This window comes from Natrialba chahannaoensis JCM 10990 (assembly GCF_000337135.1).
Classification (GTDB): Archaea; Halobacteriota; Halobacteria; order Halobacteriales; family Natrialbaceae; genus Natrialba; species Natrialba chahannaoensis.
This window is the reverse complement of record NZ_AOIN01000067.1, coordinates 118340-140583: the sequence shown is the minus strand read 5'-3', so window position 1 is coordinate 140583 and position 22244 is coordinate 118340. Positions and strand designations below refer to the sequence as shown.

The 22244-nt window shown below is 62.1% G+C and carries 24 protein-coding genes, 1 tRNA gene and 2 pseudogenes; 17 read left to right on the top strand and 10 right to left on the bottom strand.

Annotation, left to right across the window (positions count from 1 at the left end; translation table 11 throughout):
• The 3 genes and pseudogenes from C482_RS13070 to gcvPB form a co-directional block, all read left to right on the top strand.
• Positions 1–298 (top strand): annotated as a pseudogene (locus C482_RS13070) (AI-2E family transporter); the annotation flags it as partial.
• Between the two features lie 216 nt (positions 299–514).
• Positions 515–1858: an aminomethyl-transferring glycine dehydrogenase subunit GcvPA gene (gene gcvPA / locus C482_RS13065; RefSeq protein ID WP_049896700.1), complete on the top strand. Its 1344-nt coding sequence runs from the start codon at positions 515–517 to the stop codon at positions 1856–1858.
• Entirely contained in the window at positions 1855–3354 is a 1500-nt protein-coding gene (gene gcvPB / locus C482_RS13060) for an aminomethyl-transferring glycine dehydrogenase subunit GcvPB (protein WP_006168109.1), read from the top strand. Before gcvPA ends, gcvPB begins: the two co-directional genes overlap by 4 nt.
• A 67-nt stretch (positions 3355–3421) precedes the next feature.
• Here the strand turns inward: gcvPB and C482_RS13055 are convergent, their stop codons facing one another.
• On the bottom strand, positions 3422–4018 hold the full coding sequence (locus C482_RS13055) for a GNAT family N-acetyltransferase (protein ID WP_006168108.1): 597 nt from the start codon (positions 4016–4018) through the stop codon (positions 3422–3424).
• Between the two features lie 208 nt (positions 4019–4226).
• On the bottom strand, positions 4227–6020 hold the full coding sequence (locus tag C482_RS13050; RefSeq protein WP_006168107.1) for an NAD(+)/NADH kinase: 1794 nt from the start codon (positions 6018–6020) through the stop codon (positions 4227–4229).
• A 195-nt stretch (positions 6021–6215) separates the two neighbouring features.
• Between C482_RS13050 and C482_RS13045 the strand changes: the two genes are divergently transcribed.
• Positions 6216–7526 (top strand): alpha/beta hydrolase family protein, encoded by a 1311-nt coding sequence (locus C482_RS13045; RefSeq protein ID WP_006168106.1) that lies wholly within the window; start codon positions 6216–6218, stop codon positions 7524–7526.
• Between the two features lie 63 nt (positions 7527–7589).
• On the opposite strand, the gene C482_RS13040 is transcribed toward C482_RS13045, so the two are convergent.
• Positions 7590–7769, bottom strand: a complete 180-nt coding sequence (locus tag C482_RS13040; protein ID WP_006168105.1) for a DUF7838 family putative zinc beta-ribbon protein — start codon at positions 7767–7769, stop codon at positions 7590–7592.
• 182 nt (positions 7770–7951) lie between these two features.
• On the opposite strand from C482_RS13040, the gene C482_RS13035 reads away from it, so the two are divergent.
• The 10 genes and pseudogenes from C482_RS13035 to C482_RS13000 all read left to right on the top strand — a co-directional run bounded on the left by C482_RS13035 (position 7952) and on the right by C482_RS13000 (position 15019).
• Positions 7952–8485, top strand: a complete 534-nt coding sequence (locus C482_RS13035) for a cob(I)yrinic acid a,c-diamide adenosyltransferase (RefSeq protein WP_006168104.1) — start codon at positions 7952–7954, stop codon at positions 8483–8485.
• A gap of 226 nt (positions 8486–8711) precedes the next feature.
• Positions 8712–8786 (top strand) — tRNA-Val (locus C482_RS13030).
• A 426-nt stretch (positions 8787–9212) separates the two neighbouring features.
• Positions 9213–11702 carry a methyl-accepting chemotaxis protein gene (locus C482_RS13025; protein WP_006168103.1) on the top strand — a complete coding sequence of 830 codons (2490 nt, stop codon included), beginning with the start codon at positions 9213–9215 and terminating at the stop codon, positions 11700–11702.
• A 608-nt stretch (positions 11703–12310) separates the two neighbouring features.
• Positions 12311–12604 carry a GYD domain-containing protein gene (locus C482_RS13020; RefSeq protein ID WP_006168102.1) on the top strand — a complete coding sequence of 98 codons (294 nt, stop codon included), beginning with the start codon at positions 12311–12313 and terminating at the stop codon, positions 12602–12604.
• Between the two features lie 162 nt (positions 12605–12766).
• Positions 12767–13108, top strand: coding sequence for an ArsR/SmtB family transcription factor (locus tag C482_RS13015; protein ID WP_049896698.1), 342 nt, complete (start codon positions 12767–12769; stop codon positions 13106–13108).
• Complete coding sequence (locus C482_RS13010) at positions 13101–13628, top strand: SRPBCC family protein (protein WP_006168100.1); 528 nt, start codon at positions 13101–13103, stop codon at positions 13626–13628. Before C482_RS13015 ends, C482_RS13010 begins: the two co-directional genes overlap by 8 nt.
• Before the next feature lie 136 nt (positions 13629–13764).
• Positions 13765–13917 carry a hypothetical protein gene (locus C482_RS21530; RefSeq protein WP_161605601.1) on the top strand — a complete coding sequence of 51 codons (153 nt, stop codon included), beginning with the start codon at positions 13765–13767 and terminating at the stop codon, positions 13915–13917.
• 56 nt (positions 13918–13973) lie between these two features.
• Entirely contained in the window at positions 13974–14114 is a 141-nt protein-coding gene (locus C482_RS21840) for a hypothetical protein (RefSeq protein WP_006168099.1), read from the top strand.
• A 91-nt stretch (positions 14115–14205) separates the two neighbouring features.
• Positions 14206–14436: pseudogene (locus C482_RS21200) on the top strand (polysaccharide deacetylase family protein); the annotation flags it as partial.
• A gap of 124 nt (positions 14437–14560) precedes the next feature.
• The gene (locus tag C482_RS13000) at positions 14561–15019 is read left to right on the top strand and encodes a MaoC family dehydratase (protein ID WP_006168097.1); all 459 of its coding nucleotides are present in this window, start codon (positions 14561–14563) and stop codon (positions 15017–15019) included.
• Positions 15020–15123: 104 nt separating this feature from the next.
• On the opposite strand, the gene C482_RS12995 is transcribed toward C482_RS13000, so the two are convergent.
• The 3 genes from C482_RS12995 to msrA all read right to left on the bottom strand — a co-directional run bounded on the left by C482_RS12995 (position 15124) and on the right by msrA (position 16433).
• Entirely contained in the window at positions 15124–15525 is a 402-nt protein-coding gene (locus tag C482_RS12995) for a hypothetical protein (RefSeq protein WP_006168096.1), read from the bottom strand.
• Between the two features lie 4 nt (positions 15526–15529).
• Positions 15530–15682, bottom strand: coding sequence for a hypothetical protein (locus C482_RS21835; RefSeq protein ID WP_006168095.1), 153 nt, complete (start codon positions 15680–15682; stop codon positions 15530–15532).
• An 85-nt stretch (positions 15683–15767) separates the two neighbouring features.
• Complete coding sequence (gene msrA, locus C482_RS12990; RefSeq protein WP_006168094.1) at positions 15768–16433, bottom strand: peptide-methionine (S)-S-oxide reductase MsrA; 666 nt, start codon at positions 16431–16433, stop codon at positions 15768–15770.
• A 98-nt stretch (positions 16434–16531) separates the two neighbouring features.
• On the opposite strand from msrA, the gene C482_RS12985 reads away from it, so the two are divergent.
• The 3 genes from C482_RS12985 (at position 16532) to C482_RS12975 (ending at position 19853) form a co-directional block, all read left to right on the top strand.
• A complete protein-coding gene (locus C482_RS12985; protein WP_006168093.1) occupies positions 16532–17593 on the top strand; it encodes a zinc-dependent alcohol dehydrogenase family protein in 1062 nt (353 codons plus the stop codon).
• Positions 17594–18260: 667 nt separating this feature from the next.
• Positions 18261–19301 carry a Gfo/Idh/MocA family protein gene (locus C482_RS12980; RefSeq protein WP_006168092.1) on the top strand — a complete coding sequence of 347 codons (1041 nt, stop codon included), beginning with the start codon at positions 18261–18263 and terminating at the stop codon, positions 19299–19301.
• A 336-nt stretch (positions 19302–19637) separates the two neighbouring features.
• A complete protein-coding gene (locus C482_RS12975) occupies positions 19638–19853 on the top strand; it encodes a hypothetical protein (RefSeq protein WP_006168091.1) in 216 nt (71 codons plus the stop codon).
• A 54-nt stretch (positions 19854–19907) separates the two neighbouring features.
• Here C482_RS12975 and gvpM read toward each other — a convergent pair whose 3' ends face one another.
• From gvpM to gvpJ, 4 genes are read right to left on the bottom strand one after another with little or no spacing between them, the layout of a single operon-like run.
• Positions 19908–20288 carry a gas vesicle protein GvpM gene (gene gvpM, locus C482_RS12970; RefSeq protein WP_006168090.1) on the bottom strand — a complete coding sequence of 127 codons (381 nt, stop codon included), beginning with the start codon at positions 20286–20288 and terminating at the stop codon, positions 19908–19910.
• Positions 20289–20294: 6 nt separating this feature from the next.
• The gene (gvpL, locus tag C482_RS12965; RefSeq protein ID WP_006168089.1) at positions 20295–21299 is read right to left on the bottom strand and encodes a gas vesicle protein GvpL; all 1005 of its coding nucleotides are present in this window, start codon (positions 21297–21299) and stop codon (positions 20295–20297) included.
• Entirely contained in the window at positions 21296–21640 is a 345-nt protein-coding gene (locus tag C482_RS12960) for a gas vesicle protein K (protein WP_006168088.1), read from the bottom strand. Before C482_RS12960 ends, gvpL begins: the two co-directional genes overlap by 4 nt.
• Positions 21637–22080: a gas vesicle protein GvpJ gene (gene gvpJ / locus C482_RS12955; RefSeq protein ID WP_006168087.1), complete on the bottom strand. Its 444-nt coding sequence runs from the start codon at positions 22078–22080 to the stop codon at positions 21637–21639. The genes C482_RS12960 and gvpJ overlap by 4 nt, the downstream gene beginning before the upstream one ends.
• Positions 22081–22244 lie beyond the last annotated feature (164 nt).

Here is a 22244-nt window from a genome sequence, read left to right as displayed (position 1 = left end):
GCCATCAGAGATGTGTATAAGAGACAGGATTACACTCGACCTGTTCGCCCGCGAGCGAGCAGCGGGGACGGAACCCGTCACCGGTACCGGACAGCCAGGTGAGGACGAGGCAGTGCAGACGGTCGGTGCCGGCGTCGGAACGGATAGAAACGGTGACAACGACCCTGAGAGCGACGGCGACAACGAGACCCGCGATACAGATGAGAGTGACACCGACACGGACGAACCGAGCAAACCGAACAACACCCAAACAGACGACAGTGCCGCCGCTGACAACTCGAACTCAAGTACCCAGTAATTCCACCGTCTATTTCGACAGCAGATCAGGTCCCGCTCACCGGAACGAGTGCGTTAATTATCCCCTAGCTGTAACAGACAGTTATCGTGTCTCGAACGGCAGTTCGCGGTTCCGAGAGCGGGCCGAGGAGGGTGCTGGGCCACACCGGCTGCACGGGCGAACCGGGTACCAGTACCAGCAGTACGACCATCCAGTACAATCACGTAGAGAGGCGGTATGAACGAGTCTGATACACACACGACGGGGAGTCCCTACGCTCCCCATACGGACGATGGACGCACAGTAATGCTCGAGGCGATCGGGGTCGACTCCGTCGACGAACTCTTTGACATTCCCGAGGACGTTCGGTTCACCGACGAGTTCGGGATTGACGCACGGTCCGAGCGCGAGACGCGCCGACTCGTGCGCTCGGTGCTCGACCGGAACACGGACCTGACGGAACTACTCGGGCGAGGTCACTACGGCTACTACATTCCTTCGCTCGTCGATCATCTCGCGGACCGATCCGAATTTCTGACGTCCTACACGCAGTACCAGCCCGAAGTCTCCCAGGGCTTCCTGCAGGCGCTGTTCGAATACCAGTCACTGCTGGTCGAACTCACAGGACTGGAAATCGCCAACTGCTCGATGTACGACGCCGCGACGGCCCTCGGCGAGGCCGCGACGCTCGCAGAGCGCGTCCGCTCGACGAGCGGCCACCGCGTGCTCGTCCCCGACCTCCTGCGAGACGGCCGACGAAGCACGCTCGAGAACTACGTCGCCGGTACCGACCTCACCGTCGAGTCGTACCCAACCGACGACGGCACCGTCGACGTGGGTGCACTCGAGTCCACAGTGGACGACGACGTCGTTATGGTCTATGCGGAGAACCCGACCGTGCGCGGGACAATCGAGGAGCAACTCGAGTCGATCGGCGATATCGCAGACGGTGCTGATGCGCTGTTCGTCCTCGGCTCGGATCCGGTCGCACTCTCCTTGCTCCAGCGACCCGCGGACGTGGGCGTAGACGTCGTCATCGGCGACGCGAGCGTCCTCGGTCTGCCGACGAGCTACGGGATGGGGCTCGGCCTCTTTGCCTGTCGCGAGGAGTATCTGCGACAGGTGCCCGGCCGACTGGTCGGCGTGAGCGAGGACGAGACCGACCGACGGGTGTTCACGCTCACCTTGCAGACCCGCGAACAGCACATCCGTCGCGAACGCGCGACGAGTAACATCTGTACGAACCAGGCCTGGGTTGCGCTACGAACAGCGATGCACGCAGCCTCCCTCGGCCCGAACGGAATGGTCGACCTCGCAAAGCGCGGCGTCACGCGCGCCGAGGAACTCGCAGCGCGACTCGACGGGCTCGACGGCGTCCAGGCACCAGTTCATGACCGCCACCACATCCGCGAGTTCGTTGCACACGTCGACCAGCCCGCGCCGGCGATCGCCGAGGATCTCGAGAAACGCGGCTTCGCGGTCCACGTCGTCGGCGAGCACGAGATTCAAGTCTGTGTTGCCGGCGTCCCCGACGACGACCTCGACGACTTCGTCGCGACAATCACAGAGGTGGTTCGATGAGTGACGATCAGACACCGACCGACCCAACGACGGACGCCAGCCAGGTCCGCTACGACCAGGCTCGCTACGTCAACGACGGCCAGTACGAACCGCTCCTCTCCGAAAAGGACCAGACCAGCGTCGACATCGGCGACGACGGCGACTCGCCACTCCCCGACGACCTCACACGAGACTCGATCAAACTGCCAGAACTCTCCGAACCGGAGCTGGCTCGCCACTACACGCGCCTCTCGCAGATGATCTACGGGATCGACAGCGGTCCCTACCCGCTTGGCTCGTGTACGATGAAGTACAACCCCAAGTTCACCGAGGACGTGGCGGCGCTTCCCTCGGCTGCGATCCACCCCGACCGCTCCGAGGAGTCGATTCAGGGGACACTCGAGTTGCTGTATCGACTGCAGGATTACCTCGGCCGAATCGGCGGCATGGACGCCGTTACGCTCCAGCCGCCCGCGGGTGCAGCCGGTGAGTTTGTCGGCATTCGCGTCGCCGCGGCCTACCACGAGCACAACGGCGAGGGCCACCGCAACGAGGTCATCATCCCCGAGAGCGCCCATGGGACGAACTTCGCGACCGCCGCGCTCGGCGGCTACGACGTGGTTTCCCTGCCAAGCGACGAAGACGGACGCGTCGACCTCGGAGCACTCGAGGCCGCTCTCTCCGAAAACACCGCGGCACTGATGCTCACGAACCCTAACACGCTCGGCCTGTTCGAGCGTGACATCGAGGAAATCGCCGACATGGTCCACGACGTCGGTGGCCTCCTCTACTACGACGGCGCGAACCTGAACGCACTACTTGGCCGCGCGCGACCGGGTGATATGGGCTTCGACGTGATGCACTACAACGTCCACAAGACGTTCGCGACGCCACACGGCGGCGGCGGCCCCGGCGCGGGACCTGTTGGTGTCGTGGCTGAACTCGAGTCGTTCCTGCCTGCGCCTCGCGTCCGCGAGGTCGGTGGCGGAGCGAACGGCGCAGAGACCTACGAACTGTTCGACCCCGAACACACAATCGGCAACGTCCACGGCTTCCAGGGCAACTGGCTCGTCCTCGTGAAGGCGTTCGCCTACATTGCCCGCCTCGGCGACGAGGGCCTGGCAGACGCAAGCGCCAAGGCGGTGCTCAACGCGAACTACCTCGCAAGCCAGATCGAGTACGAGATTCCCTACGGGCCGTTCCACCACGAGTTCGTCGCCAGCGCGGGCGACCAGGACGCAGCCGACGTCGCAAAACGGATGCTCGATTACGGCGTCCACCCGCCGACGACGAAGTGGCCCGAAATCGTCCCCGAGGCGCTGATGACCGAGCCGACGGAAGTCGAGAGCAAGGATACACTCGATCGCCTCGCGGCGGCGTTCAACGCTGTCGCCAAGGAGAGCAACAAGGTACTTGAGGATGCTCCCGAGCGGACGACGGCACGGCGGATCGACCAGACCAGCGCGGCGCGGAATCCGCGGCTGTCCTGGCACGAGTTAGCCGAGGAAGACACGTAGGAGAGCCGTTTTCCGGTTCAGATTTTCTTTTCAGGGTTCAGAGTTCAGAGTTCAGCGTCCAGCAGACTCACTCGCAGTTCCGTTCCCACTCATCGCGCGAGATACTGTACTGGACGGCATCTCGCGGCTCGTCGTCGATGACGATCTCGTTGCGGAGCCGACCCTCCTTGCGACCGCCGAAGCGGTCGACGTACTTCTCGATAGCGCGGCGCGATTTTTCGTTTCCCGGGTCGTGTGAAACGGCGACCAGTTCGAGATCTAGCCGATCGAAGGCGAGCTCAAGCATACGGGCGGCGCGCTCGCCGGAGTAGCCACGGCCCCAGAATGGTTTCCGGAACCACGTGCCGAAGACCGCTCGCCGACGATCCCAGTCCGCGAAAAGACCCGCAGTACCGGCCAGTTCACCGGCCCGCTCGCCCTCGGTCGGACGAACGAGGTAGTTTGCAGCCTCGCCGTCGTCGAACTTCTCACCAGCCTGTTCGACCCAATCGAACGACTCCTTCGGGTGGGCGTGTGGGTCCCACGTCATGTACTTCGTCAACTCGTCGATGTGGGGTGCGCCGGTCCGGACGTGTTCGTAGAGTTCGTACGCGTTGAACTCCCCCGGGTGGAGCCGCTCGTACCGGAGGCGTTCGCTTTCCATCTCGGTCGGAAAGAGTGACATGTTCGTACACCTACAACGGACAGCGGTGACGATAAGCGTGTTCGAGAGGAGGAAGCAGTGAACACACCACCGAAACAGCTTTGAGTAGCTGATGTCAGTTCGCGATGAAGACGGCTAACAGCCACACGACAGTCATAGAAACAAGCAGCTACTGCCACAGAAACAGCCAGCCACAGCCACACTGAAGCTGCCAAACCAGCGGTTCCGATTACCGGTCCCCGTTGTAGTCTGGCAGCCCCGTCTCGAGGTGTTCGAGTAGCGCCGGATGCAGCGGGCCGTTCGAGCCGAGCAGTGCCGTCCACTCGTCGGTCTCGAGATCGAAGACGAACGGCTCGCCGCGCTCGTCGGTGATCGTCGCACCCGCAGCGCGGGCGATGACGAGGCCGCCGGCAATGTCCCACGGATAGGTGTCGTGCTCCCAGGTCGCGTCGGCACTGCCGCTCGCGAGATAACAGAGGTTGAGCGCGGCCGATCCCAGTCGGCGGACGCCGCGTGACTCCTGGTAGAAGTGCGAGAGGAAGGTGCCGTCCGGGTCGTAACCCGAGATGAGCATACTCTCGTCGAGCCGGTCGCGATCCGTCGTCTCGATCGGATCGCCGTCTCGCCACGCGCCGACACCCGCGATCGCGCTGAACAACTCATCTGTCTCAGGAACGTAGACGACACCCATCGCTGGCGTGCCGTTCTCGAGTAAGGCGATCGAAATCGAGTAGTTGGGGTTCCCATGGGCGAAGTTCCCGGTTCCGTCGAGGGGATCGACGACCCACGTATAGCCGTTCTTGCCGTTCCTCCGGGGTTGTTCCTCGGAGACGATGCCATGGTCGGGGAACTCGTTGTCGATAACGGTCGTGATGATCCGATTGGCCTGGTGGTCCGCCTCCGTGACAATATCCGATTTGTTGCTCTTGACGGCGACAGTCTCGACCTGGCCGTGCAGTTCGCGCAGCGGTTCGCCGGCAGCCTCGGCGGCTTCCGTCGCGATCGTATGGGCGCGCTCGAGTACCGCTGCGGAATCGTCGTCAGTCATGGCGGCGGAGCCGACAGCCGGGTCCCGAACACGGTCGTGGCTGTGCTCGTGACCGATCGACTCGGTGGAGAGGCTCGTCGTGCGCTCGCGTCCCGCCGTGGCGGACTGTCGCTGGGGTTCATCTACGTCGCGGATGCCCCAGCCGAGTTTCTTCGAAATCGCAGTGAAGAAGTGGTCGTCGTAACTCGTCCGGACGACGTGAGCGAGCCGCTCGGCTCCCGTAATCAGGACCTCCTCGCCGGTTTCGAGCGTGGCGTTCGCCCGACCGCCGTCGACTAGCAGCGTTGCCGGCCCCTGAGTCACGAACCGAAGCTCCGTCGAGGGCGAGACCACGATTGGCCGGACACCGAGCTGGTGGGTGTGCAGCGGGACGAGCTGGAGCGTGTGGTTGTCGACCGGGTAATGAATCGGTCCGTTGGCGGACAGCGAGATCCCGGTCGAACCCGTCGGCGTCGAGACCGCGAGGCCGGTTCCCTCGAACTCACCGATATACTCGTCGTCGGCGTAGACATCGAGCTGCGTGATCTTGCGGTCGATCGGGTTCTCTGGCGGCACGTGCTCGATCATCACGTCATTGATCCCCGTTGCGTCGATCTCTTCCCCGCGGACCGCGACCTGCTGGCGGCTATCGACCTTGGCGCGACCGTGGATAACCTCGTCGAGTGCCGCCTCTAGATCTTCGGGCTCAACGCGCGCGAGGAAGGCGAGTGTCCCCGTGTTGACGCCGATCTGCGGGACGTTCCGGGGCGCGAAGGTCTTGATCCCCTCAAGGAAGGTGCCATCACCGCCAATCGTCACGCCGAGTGTCGCTCGGTTTTCGTCGTAGACGTGGTCGATGTCGTCACCGACGGCCACCGTCGACAGCGAGATGTCGCGCTCGGCCGTCCAAGACTCGAGTCGGGCGACAACACCGTCGCTGTCGGGACTGACAATCGCGACGATCTCCTCCGTTGTCGCGAGTCTGCGTCCTTGCATTGAGAAAATGGTCGTACTGGCCGACTATGTGTGTTGGTGTTTTCGGCGTCGCTGAGAACGGTGGCGAGATCCCAGGAGCATGCGGACTCTCGCCCCATCAAACGAAGATCGTGTCGGCGAGTGTCCTACACAGCTAGTAAGTGTTAGAACACAAGGGCTTAACCCGTCTACGAGTGTGGTACGCGACACGCACGAATGAGTTCTGGAGAGACCGCGGACGAAGACGACGCACACGAGTTCGCCGTTGCGTTCGGGAGGGGGCAGTTCACAACTGCCGTTGGGCTGCTCAGCGAGGACGGACACGAACAGCTCGTTGCGTCGTATCCCGATCAGTTCCAGGACGGGGAACTCGAGCCCACAGCAGCGCTCGAAGCGTACTGGCGGGGACTGTACAATCAGTACGGCGAGTTCGTGGACGTGGGTGCGATCACGGTCGACGACGCTGACGTAATGGTCGAGCTTTGCTTTGTGGATGGCGTCGAACGCGCGACACTCGAGTTCGACGAGGATGGCGTCGCCGATCTCGAGTTCGATCCTGCGTACGAGGTTCCCGACTACGTCGACCACGGTGCGTTTAGCGAACGCAACGTGATGGTCGACACCGAAGACAGTGAACTGGCGGGTGTCCTCGCGGTTCCCGATAGCGACTGCCCGGTTCCCGGCGTTGTTCTCGTCCACGGTCATGGGATCCACGACCCCAACGGGACCGTCGGCGCAACGAAGATTCTCAGGGATCTCGCCTGGGGGCTCGCGAGCAACGGAATCGCCACGCTCCGGTACGAGAAGCGGCTCAACTCCGCCGACGTGCCCGACGACGAGTACACGCTCGACACCGTCGTCACCGATGATGCAGTCGCTGCGATGTCGACGCTTGCCGACGCCGACGACATCGCCGCTGACAGCGTGTTCGTCGCCGGACACAGTCAGGGCGGACTGTGCGCGCCGCGGATCGCCAGCCGGTACGGTGACGCCGCCGGTGTCGTCGTGCTCGACGGCACTGCCGATCCGGTCGTCGACCCAGACAATCTCACGTGGCTACGGTACAGTCTGGACGTCGACGGTGTGCTCGACGACGAACAAGAAGCCGAGTTCGAGGCCATGCGAGAAACGTTCCGGCGCATCGCAGACTGCGAGTTCGAACCCGACGAGACGATTAGGGGGTTCCCCGGCGTCTGGCACCAGAGCCATCACGACTACGACCCAGTGGGCACCGCGAGCGACCTTGCGGCCCCGACGTTCGTGCTGAAGACGGACCGAACCGACCCGGAACGCCAGCCGGAACTGGCCGAAATGGTGCGCGACCACTACGAGACGTGGCAATCAGCGGACCTCCCACCCGGCAGCCGAACTGAATACTACGAGGGGATTGGTCACTACTTCCAGCCAGGTCCTGCCCCAGTGACGCAGACCCGTCTCTTTTTTGGTGGCAACGTAGCAGACGCCATTATCGAAGACATCACAGAGTGGGTTTTGGAGACACAGTCGCGCGCAACCGAGTCGGAGTGATGCGGCTTGCGGTGCAGGCTTTGACGACAGCTAAACGAAACAGAGGGCAGTCAGCGATCTGTCTCAGGCGTCCACACTCGAGTCGACCACGGTTCCGTTGTCGCTGATCTGGACGAAGCCGTAGTCGCAGTTGGGACAGTGCCACTTGACCTTTTCGCCGAGGTGCATGGTCGTGCTCGCTGCGCGGTAGAAGGTCTGCTCGCCGCCGCAGTCGGGGCAGTCGTGATCGAGTTCCATCGCCATACGGGGCGCTTGCGCACGGAGCGAATTGAACGTACTGGTTCCGACCGCCAGGTTCTGGATTCTGGGTTGTGGCTTCCAGCTTCTGCGGTTCCAGTTCTGGACCCCGTGTTCGACTGGCAGCGGTCAGCAACGACACAGCCAGGCAGCCAGCAATTAAGTAACCGCCCTCCGTCGGTTCGGCCATGTCGATCTACACCGGCCGCGGCGACGATGGCCAGACGGACCTGCGGGACATGACCCGCGTCTCGAAGACGAGCGCCCGTATCGAGGCCTACGGCACCGTCGACGAACTCAACGCGCTGCTCGGGACGATCCGCCCAACCGGCCACGACGACGTGGACGAGCGCCTGCGAAGCGTGCAGAACCACCTTCACGTCGTGCAGGCCGACTTCGCGAACCCCGATCCCGACGAGGACGACCCTGCGATCACCGCCGCACACGTCGACACCGTCGAGGACTGGATCGACGAGTTTGACGAGGAACTCGAGCCGCTGACCTCGTTCATCCTCCCCTCGGGCGGCGACACTGGCGCGCGACTGCACCACGCGCGAACGGTCTGTCGGCGCGCCGAACGCCGCGCCGTCGGCCTCGCACAGGAAGAAGAGATCAACGAACAGGCCGTCCAGTACCTGAACCGACTGTCGGACGGGCTGTTCACCTTCGGCCGCGTCGTCAACGCGCGGGAGGGTGAGCCGGAGGAAGCACCGGAGTACTGAGGGATTGCGGTATTGAGCTGGCGGGTGGTTGTGAACTGGATTTTGGGTGAGTAGTGAGGTGGACTCGAGTACTACCTCGCGCTGGATCGAAATTCTCGGCAACAGTTTGCTGTGAGGGTGGCAGAGGAGGTTGGTAGTGAGAGAGGGCAGTGTGGGCCTGCGTCGATGGGTCACACTGCCGACTGAAAGGAAGTCTTAAGTCGAATGCGCGGATAGCACCGGGTGCGGGTTGGTGATCTAGTCCGGTTATGATACCTCCTTCACACGGAGGAAGTCGGCAGTTCAAATCTGCCCCAACCCATTTTTCACGACGCAATACCGACGAGCGAAGCGAGGAGTCCGCGCCGGGAAAAATTGTTACGGCTGATTTAAACTAGACCGAGGTTCTGCGCCCCAGGCGCAGGTTCTCGGGCGTAGTTCAAATCTGCCCAACCTACTACTTTTCTGCCGCGAGTCAAGTGGCTGTTTTCTCCAACCTCAGAGCCACTACTGGGCCTTTCTCCGATAGGGCCTCCGTGAGACGGGGCACCAATCCGACTAAGTCATTGTTGGGTATGCGTCATATGACAATCCCTGGCAAAGGGACCAAATCACTCACATAAATATGTTCGTTCCGGCCCGTGTCACCAACACTTTCTGCACCCTGCTGCTTCGTCCGTGACGGTTTCTATGACACGCTCACGTTCGGCTAAAACATATTTAACGGTTAGTTGTGTGGGTGGTAGTCATGGTGAAGGGCACGCGTTCCTCGGGCGACCAGTCGCAAACGGAGACGGGGACCGCTGACCGAGCAAGCGAATCCGACTCCCGTGAGTCGAACGACGGGGCCAACCGGCTCACCAACGGCGGGTCCGGTGACGGTGGTATCGAATCGGACGATCTAGCCGATGCCGAACTCGAGCGCGTCCAAACGGCCATGAATCGGTGTGCCGACGGCGACCTGACGGTACGGCTAGACGAAAACGCAGCAGACGACCGCATCGCCGCGATCGCCGCGGAATTCAATCGACTCGTCCGCACTTTTTCGGAGACCATCGACGACGTCGATGAGTTCGGCGAGCAGGTCACCGGAGCCAGCGATCACGTCGGTTCACGTGTCGACGACGTGAAGGACACGAGTAAAACGGTGAGTACGGCGGTATCGCACATTTCCGATAGTGCAACCGAACAACACGCGCGAATCGACACCGCGACGGGCGAACTCCAGACGCTCTCGGCCACAACCGAAGAGATCGCGAGTTCGGCCGCGGAAGCAGCCGCAACCGCACAGAACGTCGCCGAACGCGGCCAGGATGGTCGCAACGCGGCGACGGGTGCGCTCGAGGAACTCGACGACATCAACAATCGGACCGGGCGGGCCCGCGAGAGCGTCGAGCGGCTGGATGAGCGGATCGCCGAGGTCGAGGGGATCGTCGAACTGATCCGCGATATCGCCGACGAGACGAACCTGCTCGCACTCAACGCGTCGATCCAGGCGGCCAAGGCCGGCGAGGAAGGTAACGGGTTCGCGGTCGTCGCGAACGAGATCAAGAGCCTCGCCGAGGAGGCCCACGACGCGACGGCAGAGATCGAAACCTCGATCGACGAGATCAGGGACGAAACCAATGACACCGTCGCCGAGATCGAGGAAATGCACGAGCGCGTCACCACCGGTCTCGAAACCGCCGAGTCGGCGCTCGAAGCGTTCACCGACCTCGTCGACGACATCGAGGAGACGACCGTCGCGGTCGAGGAAATCTCCGAGGCGACCGACGAGCAGGCGTCCTCCGTCGAAGCGATCGTCTCGATGGCCGATGACATCGCAGACATTTCGGACGATACGTCAACGAAAACTGACGACGTAACCGTCGCCGCGCGGGAACAGACCACCTCCCTAACCGAGGTCGCCGCCAGTGTCTCCGCCCTCAAGGAACGGGCGACCGCGATCGAGTCTCTCCTTGACACGTACGACACCAGCACTGTCCGCGTCGAAACCGACGCCACTGTCCTCGAGTTCTGGCACGCGATGGGTGGCGACAAGGGAGTACTACTCGACGAGCTCATCGCCGAATTCGAAGCGCAGACCGACGGCATCCGGATCGAATCCCGATCGAAAGGAAGCTACCGCGGGACGTTCGATGCGACGCTCTCGGCAGTCGAACGTGGTTCCCCGCCGGCGATTGCACAGCTGTACGAGATTGGGACGAAACGCGCCCTCGACAGCGACGCCTTTGTCCCGGTTGAACGAGTCCTTTCGGGCCACGACCTCTCGCTCGACGAATTGCTCGACCCTGTCCTTGAGTACTACCGGACCGACGGCCAGCTTTACTCGATGCCGTTCAACGCCTCGACGCCGGTGCTTTACTTCAACGAGGCGGCGTTCGACGGTGCCGGACTCCAACGGACGTCGCCGCCGCGAACCTTCGACGAGGTTCGAGACGCCGCCGAACAACTGGTCGACGCTGGCGTCGTCGACGCCGGAATTACCTTCGCAAACTACTCGTGGTTCATCGAACAGTGGTTCGCCGAACAGAACCAGCCGCTGGTCGACGAAAACAACGGCCGCGACGGCACGCCGACCGAAGCCTATCTCGACGGCGACGCTGGACGGACCGTCTACGACTGGCTCACCGGACTCGATCGTGACGGCCTCTACCACGATCCTGGCATCGAAGCTCGCGGCAAAGCCAGAGAGCGGTTTCACGCCGGGGACGCCGCCATGCTCATTGACTCCACATCGTCGCTGACGTCCGTTGTCGGCGACGCCGACTTCGATGTCGGTACCGGTTACTTCCCAGTTCCCGCAGAACGTCACGGTGTCGTCGTCGGCGGCGGCTCGCTGTGGATCACTGCTGCTGCATCGCGCGAGGAGCGACGCGCCGCCGCCGAATTTCTCGCCTGGCTCGCCCAGCCCAAACAACAGGCCCGCTGGCACAAGGAAACCGGCTACTTCCCCATCCACGAAGAGGCCGTCGAGCGGCTCGACCGAGAGGGCTGGTTCCGCGAAAAACCCGGCTATGAAACCGCGATCGAACAACTCCTCGCATCCGAGAACACCCCTGCGACGAACGGCGCGCGAATGGGACCGTTCAACACCGTCCGCACCCTCATCGCTGAAGCCTCCGACAACGTGATCCCCGAATTCGGTGTCGACGACGGACTCGAACGTCTCAACGACCAGGTCGAACTCCAGCTTCGGCGCTATCGCGACGAGGACCTCAGCGGTATCGACCACTAACAGTAAGTCTCTCGCTCAGTAATATTTACTATGATAATAACTTCTTATCAGCGAGTACTATATGGTTCCACATGGCAGACAATCGGCTCGGGTAGTCGATTGAGCGCGTAGTCTATTCGGTTAGTTCCACAGCACAGTGGCCAACTTTTGCGTTTTCTTTCGTTTTCTGGTGCCTGTTTGGTGGTCTCGTTGGTCGCACGTACTCTCTCTGCAGCCGCCGTCCACATATAGAGATTCAGGATTGTCTTGCAATCTCGTTTCAGTCGATCACATCGGATTCGGATGAGTGTCTGCTTGGAGAAGGTGTACAATCCAAAATCTGCCCGCTTGTTCGCTGTCGAAACCGCGTACTATAGTAACAACTGCAACTATTTACACACTGGTCGCACAACTGACGTGCGATCAGGTGTGCATTGACTTGCAGTGGCTACTATAGGCACTGCATTCGAGTACCCGCCGCACTACTCCCACCGATCTTCAACGCTGACCCTGTAAACTGCCCCACAGTCCATCTACTGGGCCGACCGGCCACCGCACAGCAGCGACTCGCTCGCAGACTACGACCACCTGTGAAATTTATTACACCAGCCGGTGGCGATTGCCCTGCCATGCCACCATACATCACCCTGTGGCAGTTCACAGAGCAAGGCGCGGCATCGATTCGGGACAGCCCTGATCGTATCGACCGCATCGAAGAGCAGTTCGAAGACCTCGGCGGGGAACTCAAGTCCTTCTACATGCTGATGGGCCAGTACGATACCATCACGATCAGCGAGTTCCCGGATGACGAAACGGCTGCACAGGCCGTCCTCTCCGTCACCGAAGCCGGAAACGTGAGTTCGGAGACCCTCCGGGCGTTCGACCGGGACGCGACGCGGGAGGTACTCGAGTCGATGCCGTGAAACGGAACCGAGTTCGCTGGTGGGGATCGTCCCAAAACAGGATCGAAAACGGCGGACCGATGCGCAGCAAGAATCGATCAAAACAGCAGTACAGACAGTGTCGACGACGGTCACAATATTAAACTAAATGGTTAACTGTCTGCGCGACGAGTACTCAACTAGATGGTTACCCAACGAGTGGACGATGACCAGCTCGACGCGATCTTTCAGGCGCTGTCGAATCCGACGCGACGGGCGCTCATAGAAGAGCTTGCCACCGGGCCGGCGAACGTCACCGAACTCGCCGAGCCACACGATATGTCGCTGGCTGCGGTGTCGAAGCACCTGCAAGTGCTCGCAGACGCCGGGCTGATCGAGGTCGAACAGGACGGACGCGTGCGGCAGTGTCATCTGGAGGCAGCCCCGCTGAGCGTTGCGTTCAGCTGGCTGACGCAGTACCGCGTCTTCTGGGAGGATCGGCTGGACGCGTTGGCTGACCATCTGGAGCACGAGACCAATGACTGACGAAACAACTGCCGAATCCGAGTCAGAATTCGACCCCAGCGACTACGATACGACCATCCACCGAACGTTCGACGCCCCCCGAGACCGCGTGTTCGCCGCGTGGACCGAACCCGACCAACTCGAGCAGTGGTGGGGGCCAACCGGCTTCACCGTCCCTAACTGCGAGGTCGACCTGCGACCCGGGGGCACGTTCCGGATCGACATGGAGGCACCGGACGGAACGGTTTATCCCGACGAAGGTGTCTACCGCGCCATCGACGAGCCGAGTCGACTCGAGTACACCAGCATGGCGTTCCACGACGAGGACGGCGAGCCCCAACTTGAGGTCGACACGGTCGTGACTTTCGAGGAGCGAGGCGGCGACGAGACCGAACTAGTCGTAGAAGCCAGTGTGGTGCGGGCAACGCCGGAGATTGCCGAACATATAGATGGGATGGCCGAGGGGTACGACCAGAGTTTCGAGAAGTTGGACGCGCTGCTGGCTGACGAGCCAGTCGACGACCGGGCTGTGCACGGCTGAGCAGACGACCTGCTTCGAGTTCAGCTACGAGCGAGTAGCCGAGGTAGCTTGTAGTAGGAAGTGACACAAGATCGTGATCGACCGAAATGCGGTTTGCGTTGCGGGCGTTTTTTCGAAAAAGTCATGATCGGTAGTCGTGAGCGGCGTGTGCAGCAGCCGGTCAGAACGGCTGGCGTCCGACGACGCCGAGTTGCTGGAGGGGTCCGAACGCGTCATCGTTGACTCGGCGCTGTGGATGCGGCAACTGCCATGGGAATCACCGGTACTAGAGACGCTCGGTGCGGAATAACACTTCCAACCAATAGCCGACGAAGGCTTAAGGAGGCCCGTGATGAATGATAAACCATGTCATACCAGGTCCGCTGTGACAGCTGTGATTTCGACCAGGAGCTCGCCGACTGGGTCGAAGCCAGCAGCGCCGCACGAGAACACGAAGCGAAGTACGGAAGCCACTGGGTGAGTATCCACGATCTGCAGGCGGTCTGAGCCACCAGCAAGACCAACCAATCAGATTGTAACACAGTCATCCGGTCGGAGAACACTTCTTTGTCGGTCGACGGTGCCCGTCCCAGTGACGATGGGAGATATTGACGTTGCCATCGGCGTCGACACGGACTGCGTCGCCGGTTGGCTCGGTTCTTACGGTGGCGAAGACTCACTAGCGGACCTCTCGCGCGGCCTCTCGGCCGGCAGCGAGGGCGTTCTGCGACTGCTCACGCTGTTCGAGGAGTTCATCCGCTACGTCAAAAGCCACGAACGCGCGGAGTTCGTCGCACTCGAGACGGTCGCGGAAACGTTCAGGGCCGATCCGTCGGTGTACGAGTGCGAGGGCGAGTATATTTGAGGACGGTGCTGATTTGGCGCACACCAATTCAGACCAGTTTGTTCCGCGTCCCGTACCCTCTTTGTCGTCTGTGAGCCAGTAGTAGGTGATGAAGTACTACGAGGACATCGAAATCGGAGACACGATGGAGTTCGGCGAGTATCACGTGACCGAAGCGGAAATTATCGACTTCGCCGACACTTATGACCCGCAGCCGTTTCACATCGACACGGAAGCGGCGACGGAGTCTGCGTTCGGCGAACTGGTCGCTTCGGGCTGGCACACGGCGTCGATGTGTATGCGGCTGCTCGTCGACGGACCGATCGACGACCGGGCGAGTATGGGTGCCCGCGGCATCGACGAACTACGCTGGAAGCGGCCGGTCAAACCGGGCGATACGCTCTCGATTCGAACGGAAGTGATCGACAAGCGAGTCTCCGAGAGCGACCCGAAACGAGGGTACGTTGACAGCCGACTGGAGGGGATCAACCAGCACGACGAGGTCGTCATCTCCTGGATCGGACTGGGGATGATCGAGCGGCGGAACCCAGGCGAGGATGCCGAGTAGAGATGGTGGCTGAGACGGAGATGGAAATGGAAATGGAAATAGAGGCGGGGACGGGGACGAGAGTCACAATAGCTCTGGCTTGGTTCTGGCTCTAGTGCTGATTCTTACGGTGCCACGTCGAAGTACGCAGCCAGAATCGCCGTGTGAACCTCACGGTGATCCGTCTCCTGAATCGTCGCAGCGGCCTGAAACCGCTCCCGAACGCTCGCAGCCGTCTGGGGTGGCGCGGCCAGGTGTGTGAGAACGAACGAATCTGGTTCGACGGTGGCGGCCACATCGAACGACGCGTCGTCGTAGAGCGCTGCAAACTCGTCGACAACCGCCGTCACGAGGTCGGCGGTCGCGTCGGCACCGGGGTCTCCCTGTGGGACGGAATCGGCGGTCGGGTCGAAGTACGTCTCGAGATCCACGACGCCAGCCTCGTCGTGGAGGTAGTCTGCGAGCGCCTCGAACACCGGCTGTGAGACGTAGACACCGACCAGTTTGTAGCGTGATGGCGCTGACATTGGCTTAGACGACGGCCTCGACCCACTCTGCAGTAACGAATCTGTACCGACACCCCTCACAGAGTTCGACCTCGACGACCTCGTCCGTCGAGAGGTAGACGTGACACCACTGTACCGGCAGACTGTCGTCGCCGCAGTTCGCACAGAGTGTGGACATAGGCCTGACTCGTTACCTACCTACACCCGGACGTTGTATAATTGCTCGCCTGACAACGCGGTCAGGAGATCTTCCTTCCAGCCGATCAGAACCGCCGCCGAAGTTCAGCGACAACCGTCGCCGGGACGTCCAGTGCTGCGAGTGCACGACGACGCTGCTCTTCGGTTCCGTGGCCGGCAACAAAGCCGTTGAGCCGGGCAACGACTGTCGAGTCGACGAACTCGTCACCGTATCGGTCGGCAAGTTCGTCGCCAGCGACCGGCGTCGACCGAAGTTCGTACTTCTGGTGATAGTCCTCCGCGAGCGTGATGGACTCCAGTACCTCAATCTCCGATACCACTGTCGCACCGGTTCGCTCGGCGAGGTCGTCTTTCGTGCGCTGGGCAGTCTCGTACTGCTCGTCAGTGTGTGCGAGGACAACGCCGCGATACTGTCGCTTTCGGGACGAGGATTGCCAGGTGTGGTTCGCCCAGAACACCTCGAGCAGCTCCTCGTACGAGAGCGTTTCCGGGTCGAACTCGAGTTGGATGACTTCGGTGTGATCGCCAAGGGAGTAATAGCTCGGATTCGGTGTGGTGCCGCCGGCATAGCCGACCCGTGTTCGAACGACGCCTTCCATCGCGCCGAATCTGGCGTCGGGGCCCCAGAAACAGCCCATGCCGAACGTTGCCGTCTGCGCTTCCGGTGGGTGCTGTGATTCACTTGCAACGGCTGCCAACTGCCGTGTGACTGGCGCGTCTGGGTGCGTCACAGACGTGATTCGAACCGTGGCGGGATGTGTGTATCGCCGACCGTGACACCTGCGCCCAACTGTCATACTTTTATATGTTGGACAGGAATCAAGAAGATATGCGAGCAGCAGTACTCGAGGAACACGGTGAACCGCTCGCGGTCAAAGACGTTGACTATCCTGAACCGGAACCCGATCAGGTGATCGTCGAAACCGAAGCCTGTGGGATCTGCCGGAGCGACTGGCACGCCTGGCAGGGCGACTGGAGCTGGATCGGTGCCTCGGTTCCGGAGGGCCAGATTCTCGGCCACGAACCCGCGGGCATCGTCTCCGCGGTCGGTGAGGATGTCGAGACGCTACAGGAAGGCGACCGCGTTGCAGTGCCGTTCCACCTCGGTGACGGTACCTGTTCACACTGTCGCGAGGGGCGCGCGAACAACTGCGAGACGGTGATCCCGCTCGGACTGTCGAGCATCGCACCAGGTGCGTTCGCCGAGGCGTTTCCGGTCCGCGAAGCAGACTACAACTGCGTGAAGCTCCCCGATAGCCTCGACTTTGCCGAGATGGCCGGCCTCGGCTGCCGGTTCATGACCGCCTACCACGCGCTGGCGGACCGCGCAGAGCTCCGGCCCGGTGACTGGGTCGCGGTCCACGGCTGTGGCGGCGTCGGCCTCTCGGCGATCCACATCGCCGACGCACTGGGCGCACATCCGATCGCAGTCGACGTTCGCGAGGACAAACTCGAGCGTGCCCGCGAACTCGGCGCGTCCGCAACGGTCAACGCAGCCGAGGCGGGCACCACGGCTCAAGAGGTCAAGGCGCTCGCCGGCGGCGGCGCAGACGTCTCGATCGACGCGCTCGGTATCGCCGAGACCTGCCAGAACTCGATCGGCAGCCTCGGCACCCGTGGTACGCACGTCCAGGTCGGCCTCACAACCGGCGAAGAAGAAGGACAGATCGAGCTCCCCGTCGACGTGATGACGATGCGGGAACTCGACTTCCACGGCTCGTTCGGCATGCCGCTCGTTCGCTACGAGGAACTGTTCAAGCTGATCGGGGAGGGGACACTCGAGCCGAGCAAGATTATCGGCGAGACGTTGTCACTCGAGGAGGTCCCCGAGACGTTGGCCTCGATGGACAACTACGAGACGGTCGGGATTCCGGTTGTTACGGAGTTCTGATACGACAGGGCGTTCTTGGTTCAGTTCTGACCCGTTAGCCGTTCTTTCGGTTCAATAGCTCACAGCGTGTGTATCTGTTCTGAGAAACGAGCGGTGCGGCTGGGACAGGATACTGCAACACTACTGTCACTGCCGTGAAAGCCGCCGCCAGCGCCGCCGTCGGAACGGCGGGCGGCGACCGACAGACAGCACGTATACCCGAACGGGGGCGGGAGCCCGCCCGGGCGTGAGAGACATGAGCTAACTCGAAGCGGGGGCGAGTCCACTTCCGAGCGATCCGGGCACGAACGCACGCAATCGGCTGTCAGCGCGTCGTGTCTGGGCCAAGCGCGTACCCGGCGGGGCGTGTTATCCCCGCACGTGAGTCAGAGGACGGTGTTCCCCTTTGTTATGAACAGAGTTGGTGGATCGTAGTGTGTGCAAACCTGCAACAGGAGTAGAATACGGCGGGCGTATCGATCCACTACAGTCGAATTCACCGCCAGTTCTCTACGCACCCTCGTGAGGACCGTATCACTCGAGTAGGGTCTAAAATCGCAGCACAGAGTGGTTCCCGGCGGTCGGATAGCAGTACGGCCCGCCTGTTGGACGTATTTCACTGCCTACCGCCGCGATAGGCACCGAAGTCGCCGTCAGATCGATACCCGTGGACCGCGTGTCCCGGTCTATGTGTGCTAGCCTATCCCCACCCGAATCGACTTCAACACCGATCCGCGTCGGTATCGTCGGCCTCGGCTACATCGGCACCACGGTCGGCGGGCAACTCCACCGCCACGCCGACGCCACCATCGAAGCCGTCTGTGATCTCGATCCCGATCAACTCGAGTCCCTCGGCGACGAGTTCGGTGTTCCACCCGAACGGCGATACACCGAGTACGAGTCGATGCTCGCTAATGCGAACGGCAAACTCAATGCCGTCCTCATCGCCACACCCCACACGCTCCACTACGAGCAGGTCGTCGCCGCACTCGAGTCCGACCTGCACGTCTACTGCGATAAGCCGCTGACGACGGAACGCGAACACGCTCGCGATCTCGTCGAGCGATCGGCGCACACCGACCTGACCCTGATGGTCGGCTATCAGCGCCACCTCCAGACCGCGTTTCAATTGGCACGGGATCGCTTCGACTCGGGGCCGCCGCGGTGGGTGACGGCCTCGATCACCCAGGACTGGATCGCGGACTCGCAGGAAACGTGGCGGCTCGATCCAGCACTCTCGGGCGGCGGCTTCCTCTATGATACGGGGAGTCACGTCCTCGACGGCATCCTCTGGACGACCGGACTCGAGCCGACCTCCGTCGCCGCGAGCATGGACTTTCACGATGTCGAACAGCGAGTCGACAGCCGTGCACACCTAGACATCCGGTTCGAGAACGGCGCGACGGGAACAGTCTCGCTCCACGGCGATCTTCCCACGACCCGCGAACACATCCACTGCTGGGATGACGACGGCGCACTCTACATCGAGGGCACCCAGTGGGGCTCGCGCGATATCTTCGAAATTGAGACCGACGCAAGCGAACGCGTCCCTTACATCGACCACCGGCGAGAACAAACCCGCGCCGATGCCTTCGTCGAGAGCATTCGTGGCGGACCCGAGCACGAACCGCCGGCGACCGCCCGCGATGCACTCCGGGTAACCGCCCTGACTGAGGCAGCCTACGAGGCCGCCCGAACCGGCGAGCGAGTCTCGGTCGGACTCGAGTAGGGTGGCCAGTAGCGGCGGCCGAGAAGGGGGCCCAGTGTCCCCTCGAACAGACCGGTCAGCGGTTGTGGGAAGGCGACGAATAACGGTTCGATACGAGCTGATAACTCCCCGTTTTCCGACGGCTACTCGGAACGGTATCCTGGTGGATGGCCCCGATTCAGTCGTGCGATTATGACCTGTTTACGCGGGCTTCAGGAGCGCCGGACGAACGCCTCGAAAGAGAGTCGATAGCATGGGAGTGATCGACCGATTTCCAGACGGTAAGACTGTGATAGTGTACCATTCAATTCGGTTACAAGCCGGATAACTACAACCGGTGCAAGCGACCCGTCGGATATGATCACCTGTACAAACTGTGAGACCCCGCAGTTCCTGCAGATCACCCAGAGTCGCGTCTATTTCGAAGATGGAGAGGTCATCAACGAACTATCAGAGAGTTACGAGTGTACCCTCTGTGGGTCAACCGGTCAGTACGTCTACGACGAGGATCGCGACGAAGAGGCGGTCTCTGGCGACGTCGAGTTGACGACCGAGCGACCGAAGTTCGCCTGACAGCTGCGACCGGTGATCCGGCGCAGGACACTGGTCAACCTGGTGAGTACCACATTACCGATCAAGATCGTGTCTACTCCCCCTTTTCCTGCTGCTAGTCGGGCTCGACGTGCCGATGCGGCCGTCTAACTCGCCGCTCGGTCGCGGACCTGGAACTGCCGTCCGCTGTGCCCCGTCCGTCTTCGTACCCGACCCCGTCGTCTGCTCGAGTTCGCCGTGTTTCTCTGCGCTACGCAGCCTGTGTCTCGCGTCCCACTCCTCGAAGAGGCCGTACTCGGTCATCGTCTCCATGCCAGCGAGTGCGGCCGTGAGCTTGAGGCCGACGAGTGGGATTTCGGCGACAGAGATGATAACGTCGGCCCGAAGGATCACGCCGTCCCGGAGGATCACGTCTAGCAGGTCGACCAGCGCGTCGTCGTCCTTTCGCGGTTCCACAGTTGGTCACCCCCCGATGCGGGCTGGGCCACCCGCGTTTCCGCCATCGCCATCGCCATTGCCATTGCCATCGTTCTCGTCGTCGCCGATCGCCGGCGCGAACGTGTACGGTGGCCATGGGCCCGTGAAGCGGACTTCGATCCCGTCTTCGGCCGCCACGTCGTCGAGGATCGAGCCAATCTCGTCCTCATTGTCTTCGTGTGCGAGGAGTGTGAGTCGGCAGATGGTCTCCGAGTCGGCCGTGGTTGCGTTGCTCTCGTCCTCAGTGTCGCCGTCACCGCCGGGCCGATGATTATCGCCACCGTCACCGCCATCGCTCTCCCTACTGCTCCCGCCACTACCGCGACCCGCAACCTTCGTAATCTCCGACGCCGGCGAGCGCTCAAGTGTATGCACCTCGCGTGCTTCCTTGGCCAACTCCGCCTCCAGTTCGGCCGTCATGGTCTCGCGACGGGCGGCCCGAAGTTCGGTGAGTCGCTGGTCGAACTGCTTTTCGAGCAAGAACGCCTGTCCCTTGCTCGCCTCGTCGATCTGCGCTTCGAGTTCGGACAGGCGCTCGTCCTGCGCAATCAGCGTCTCGTCGTCCGGCGAATCGTACTCGACGACCTCGACGCGGTACTCCCAGTGGCCAGCGAGCTCCGAGAGCACCGGCTGCAGCGTGTCTGTCTCCTCGCGAAGCCACTGCCGAAGGCCAGCCTCGCCGCCGCGGAGGATCGTGTCGAACTGGAACGGAACCGGCGTGCCGAACGCCTCACCCGCCGCGTCGACTACCGTCTGGTGGCGGATCAGCCAGCGCTGGATCTGTCCGAGATCGTCCGTGTCGTAGAGCCCGTCACAGGCGTGGACGACGGCTCCGATTCCGTTCTCCGCGATCACCGAAACTGACTCGCCGTCGATCCCGGTCGTCTCGAGTTCGGCGTCGGACTCGGCCTGGACGACACAGTAGAGGTAGCGCCCGTTGTTGATCTCGGGAATATCCGCTGCGTCGGGGGTCGTTTCGTCAGTCGTCACTGTTCCTCACCTCCGAACACAGAGTAGCCGGGTTTGCGGTGAGACGGCGCGTCGGCGTTGAACTGTTCGATCGCGTCCGAGACCAGTCCATCCAGATCGCCGCGCAGGTCGTCGACGCCGTCTTCGATCCCCTCGTCTGCTTTGAGCTGTTCGATCTCCGCTTCGATCGTTGCGAGTTGGCGGCCGAGGCGGTCGATTTCCTCGTCCGAGAGGTTGCCGGACTCCATGCGTCGGACGGCCTCGCGCTCGAGTGCGTCGATGAGGAGTTCGACGACAGTGATGACGAGGGTGATCAGTCCCTGGCGGGCGTCGTCGCCGTCGCCGATGTCGATCGTGGTCATTCGTTGCCCCCCGGGTCGTCGGCGGTCTCGTCGGTGTCGTCCTGTGCTGTCGCTGCTTCGGTATCAGCATCGTCGCCATCATTACCGCCGGTCTCATTATCGTCGTCATCACCGCTGTCCTCATCACCGTCGTCAGCCGCCGTCACGTTGACCCCTCGTGTCGGATCGATCGCTGGCTTCGGTCGCTCCATCTCGGCAAGTTCTGGATCGCCCGCCGCTTCGGCGACTCGCTGCATATCCGTCCCTTCGGGGAACTCGAGTCCGTACTTCGCCGCTGTCTCGAAGGAGGCGATGGCAGCCCGAAGCTGGATGCCGAGCAACTGCGTGTCGCCGATCGAGACGGCGATGTCGGCATTGATGACGATGCCCTTGTCCAGCAGCATCTCGACGATATCAGCGAGATCGCTCTGCTGGCGACTCGGCTGGAAGCTATCGGCCATCCGGCCCACCTCGCGTTGGGTTCGCGTTCGGCACCGACAACGGAGTGGGACACGAGCTAAACGGAGCACTCGAGTTCTTGCTCTGTCGACGCTCTGTCTGTGATGTCTGGGAGGCGGTTCGACTGCGACGGGACATCGACGCTGATTCAGGTCTGGTGTGACTC

Coding starts and splice junctions, on each gene's coding strand:
- C482_RS13000 (WP_006168097.1), top strand. CDS start 14,561: ATGAAGTACTACGAGGACATCGAAATCGGAGACACGATGGAGTTCGGC.
- C482_RS13050 (WP_006168107.1), bottom strand. CDS start 6,020: ATGCAAGGACGCAGACTCGCGACAACGGAGGAGATCGTCGCGATTGTC.
- C482_RS12975 (WP_006168091.1), top strand. CDS start 19,638: ATGATCACCTGTACAAACTGTGAGACCCCGCAGTTCCTGCAGATCACC.
- C482_RS12960 (WP_006168088.1), bottom strand. CDS start 21,640: ATGACCACGATCGACATCGGCGACGGCGACGACGCCCGCCAGGGACTG.
- C482_RS13010 (WP_006168100.1), top strand. CDS start 13,101: ATGACTGACGAAACAACTGCCGAATCCGAGTCAGAATTCGACCCCAGC.
- C482_RS13025 (WP_006168103.1), top strand. CDS start 9,213: ATGGTGAAGGGCACGCGTTCCTCGGGCGACCAGTCGCAAACGGAGACG.
- C482_RS12995 (WP_006168096.1), bottom strand. CDS start 15,525: ATGTCAGCGCCATCACGCTACAAACTGGTCGGTGTCTACGTCTCACAG.
- C482_RS13035 (WP_006168104.1), top strand. CDS start 7,952: ATGTCGATCTACACCGGCCGCGGCGACGATGGCCAGACGGACCTGCGG.
- C482_RS13020 (WP_006168102.1), top strand. CDS start 12,311: ATGCCACCATACATCACCCTGTGGCAGTTCACAGAGCAAGGCGCGGCA.
- gcvPA (WP_049896700.1), top strand. CDS start 515: ATGAACGAGTCTGATACACACACGACGGGGAGTCCCTACGCTCCCCAT.
- C482_RS13045 (WP_006168106.1), top strand. CDS start 6,216: ATGAGTTCTGGAGAGACCGCGGACGAAGACGACGCACACGAGTTCGCC.
- C482_RS13055 (WP_006168108.1), bottom strand. CDS start 4,018: ATGTCACTCTTTCCGACCGAGATGGAAAGCGAACGCCTCCGGTACGAG.
- C482_RS21835 (WP_006168095.1), bottom strand. CDS start 15,682: ATGTCCACACTCTGTGCGAACTGCGGCGACGACAGTCTGCCGGTACAG.
- C482_RS13015 (WP_049896698.1), top strand. CDS start 12,767: ATGGTTACCCAACGAGTGGACGATGACCAGCTCGACGCGATCTTTCAG.
- gvpJ (WP_006168087.1), bottom strand. CDS start 22,080: ATGGCCGATAGCTTCCAGCCGAGTCGCCAGCAGAGCGATCTCGCTGAT.
- gcvPB (WP_006168109.1), top strand. CDS start 1,855: ATGAGTGACGATCAGACACCGACCGACCCAACGACGGACGCCAGCCAG.
- C482_RS12985 (WP_006168093.1), top strand. CDS start 16,532: ATGCGAGCAGCAGTACTCGAGGAACACGGTGAACCGCTCGCGGTCAAA.
- C482_RS13040 (WP_006168105.1), bottom strand. CDS start 7,769: ATGGCGATGGAACTCGATCACGACTGCCCCGACTGCGGCGGCGAGCAG.
- C482_RS12980 (WP_006168092.1), top strand. CDS start 18,261: ATGTGTGCTAGCCTATCCCCACCCGAATCGACTTCAACACCGATCCGC.
- C482_RS21840 (WP_006168099.1), top strand. CDS start 13,974: ATGTCATACCAGGTCCGCTGTGACAGCTGTGATTTCGACCAGGAGCTC.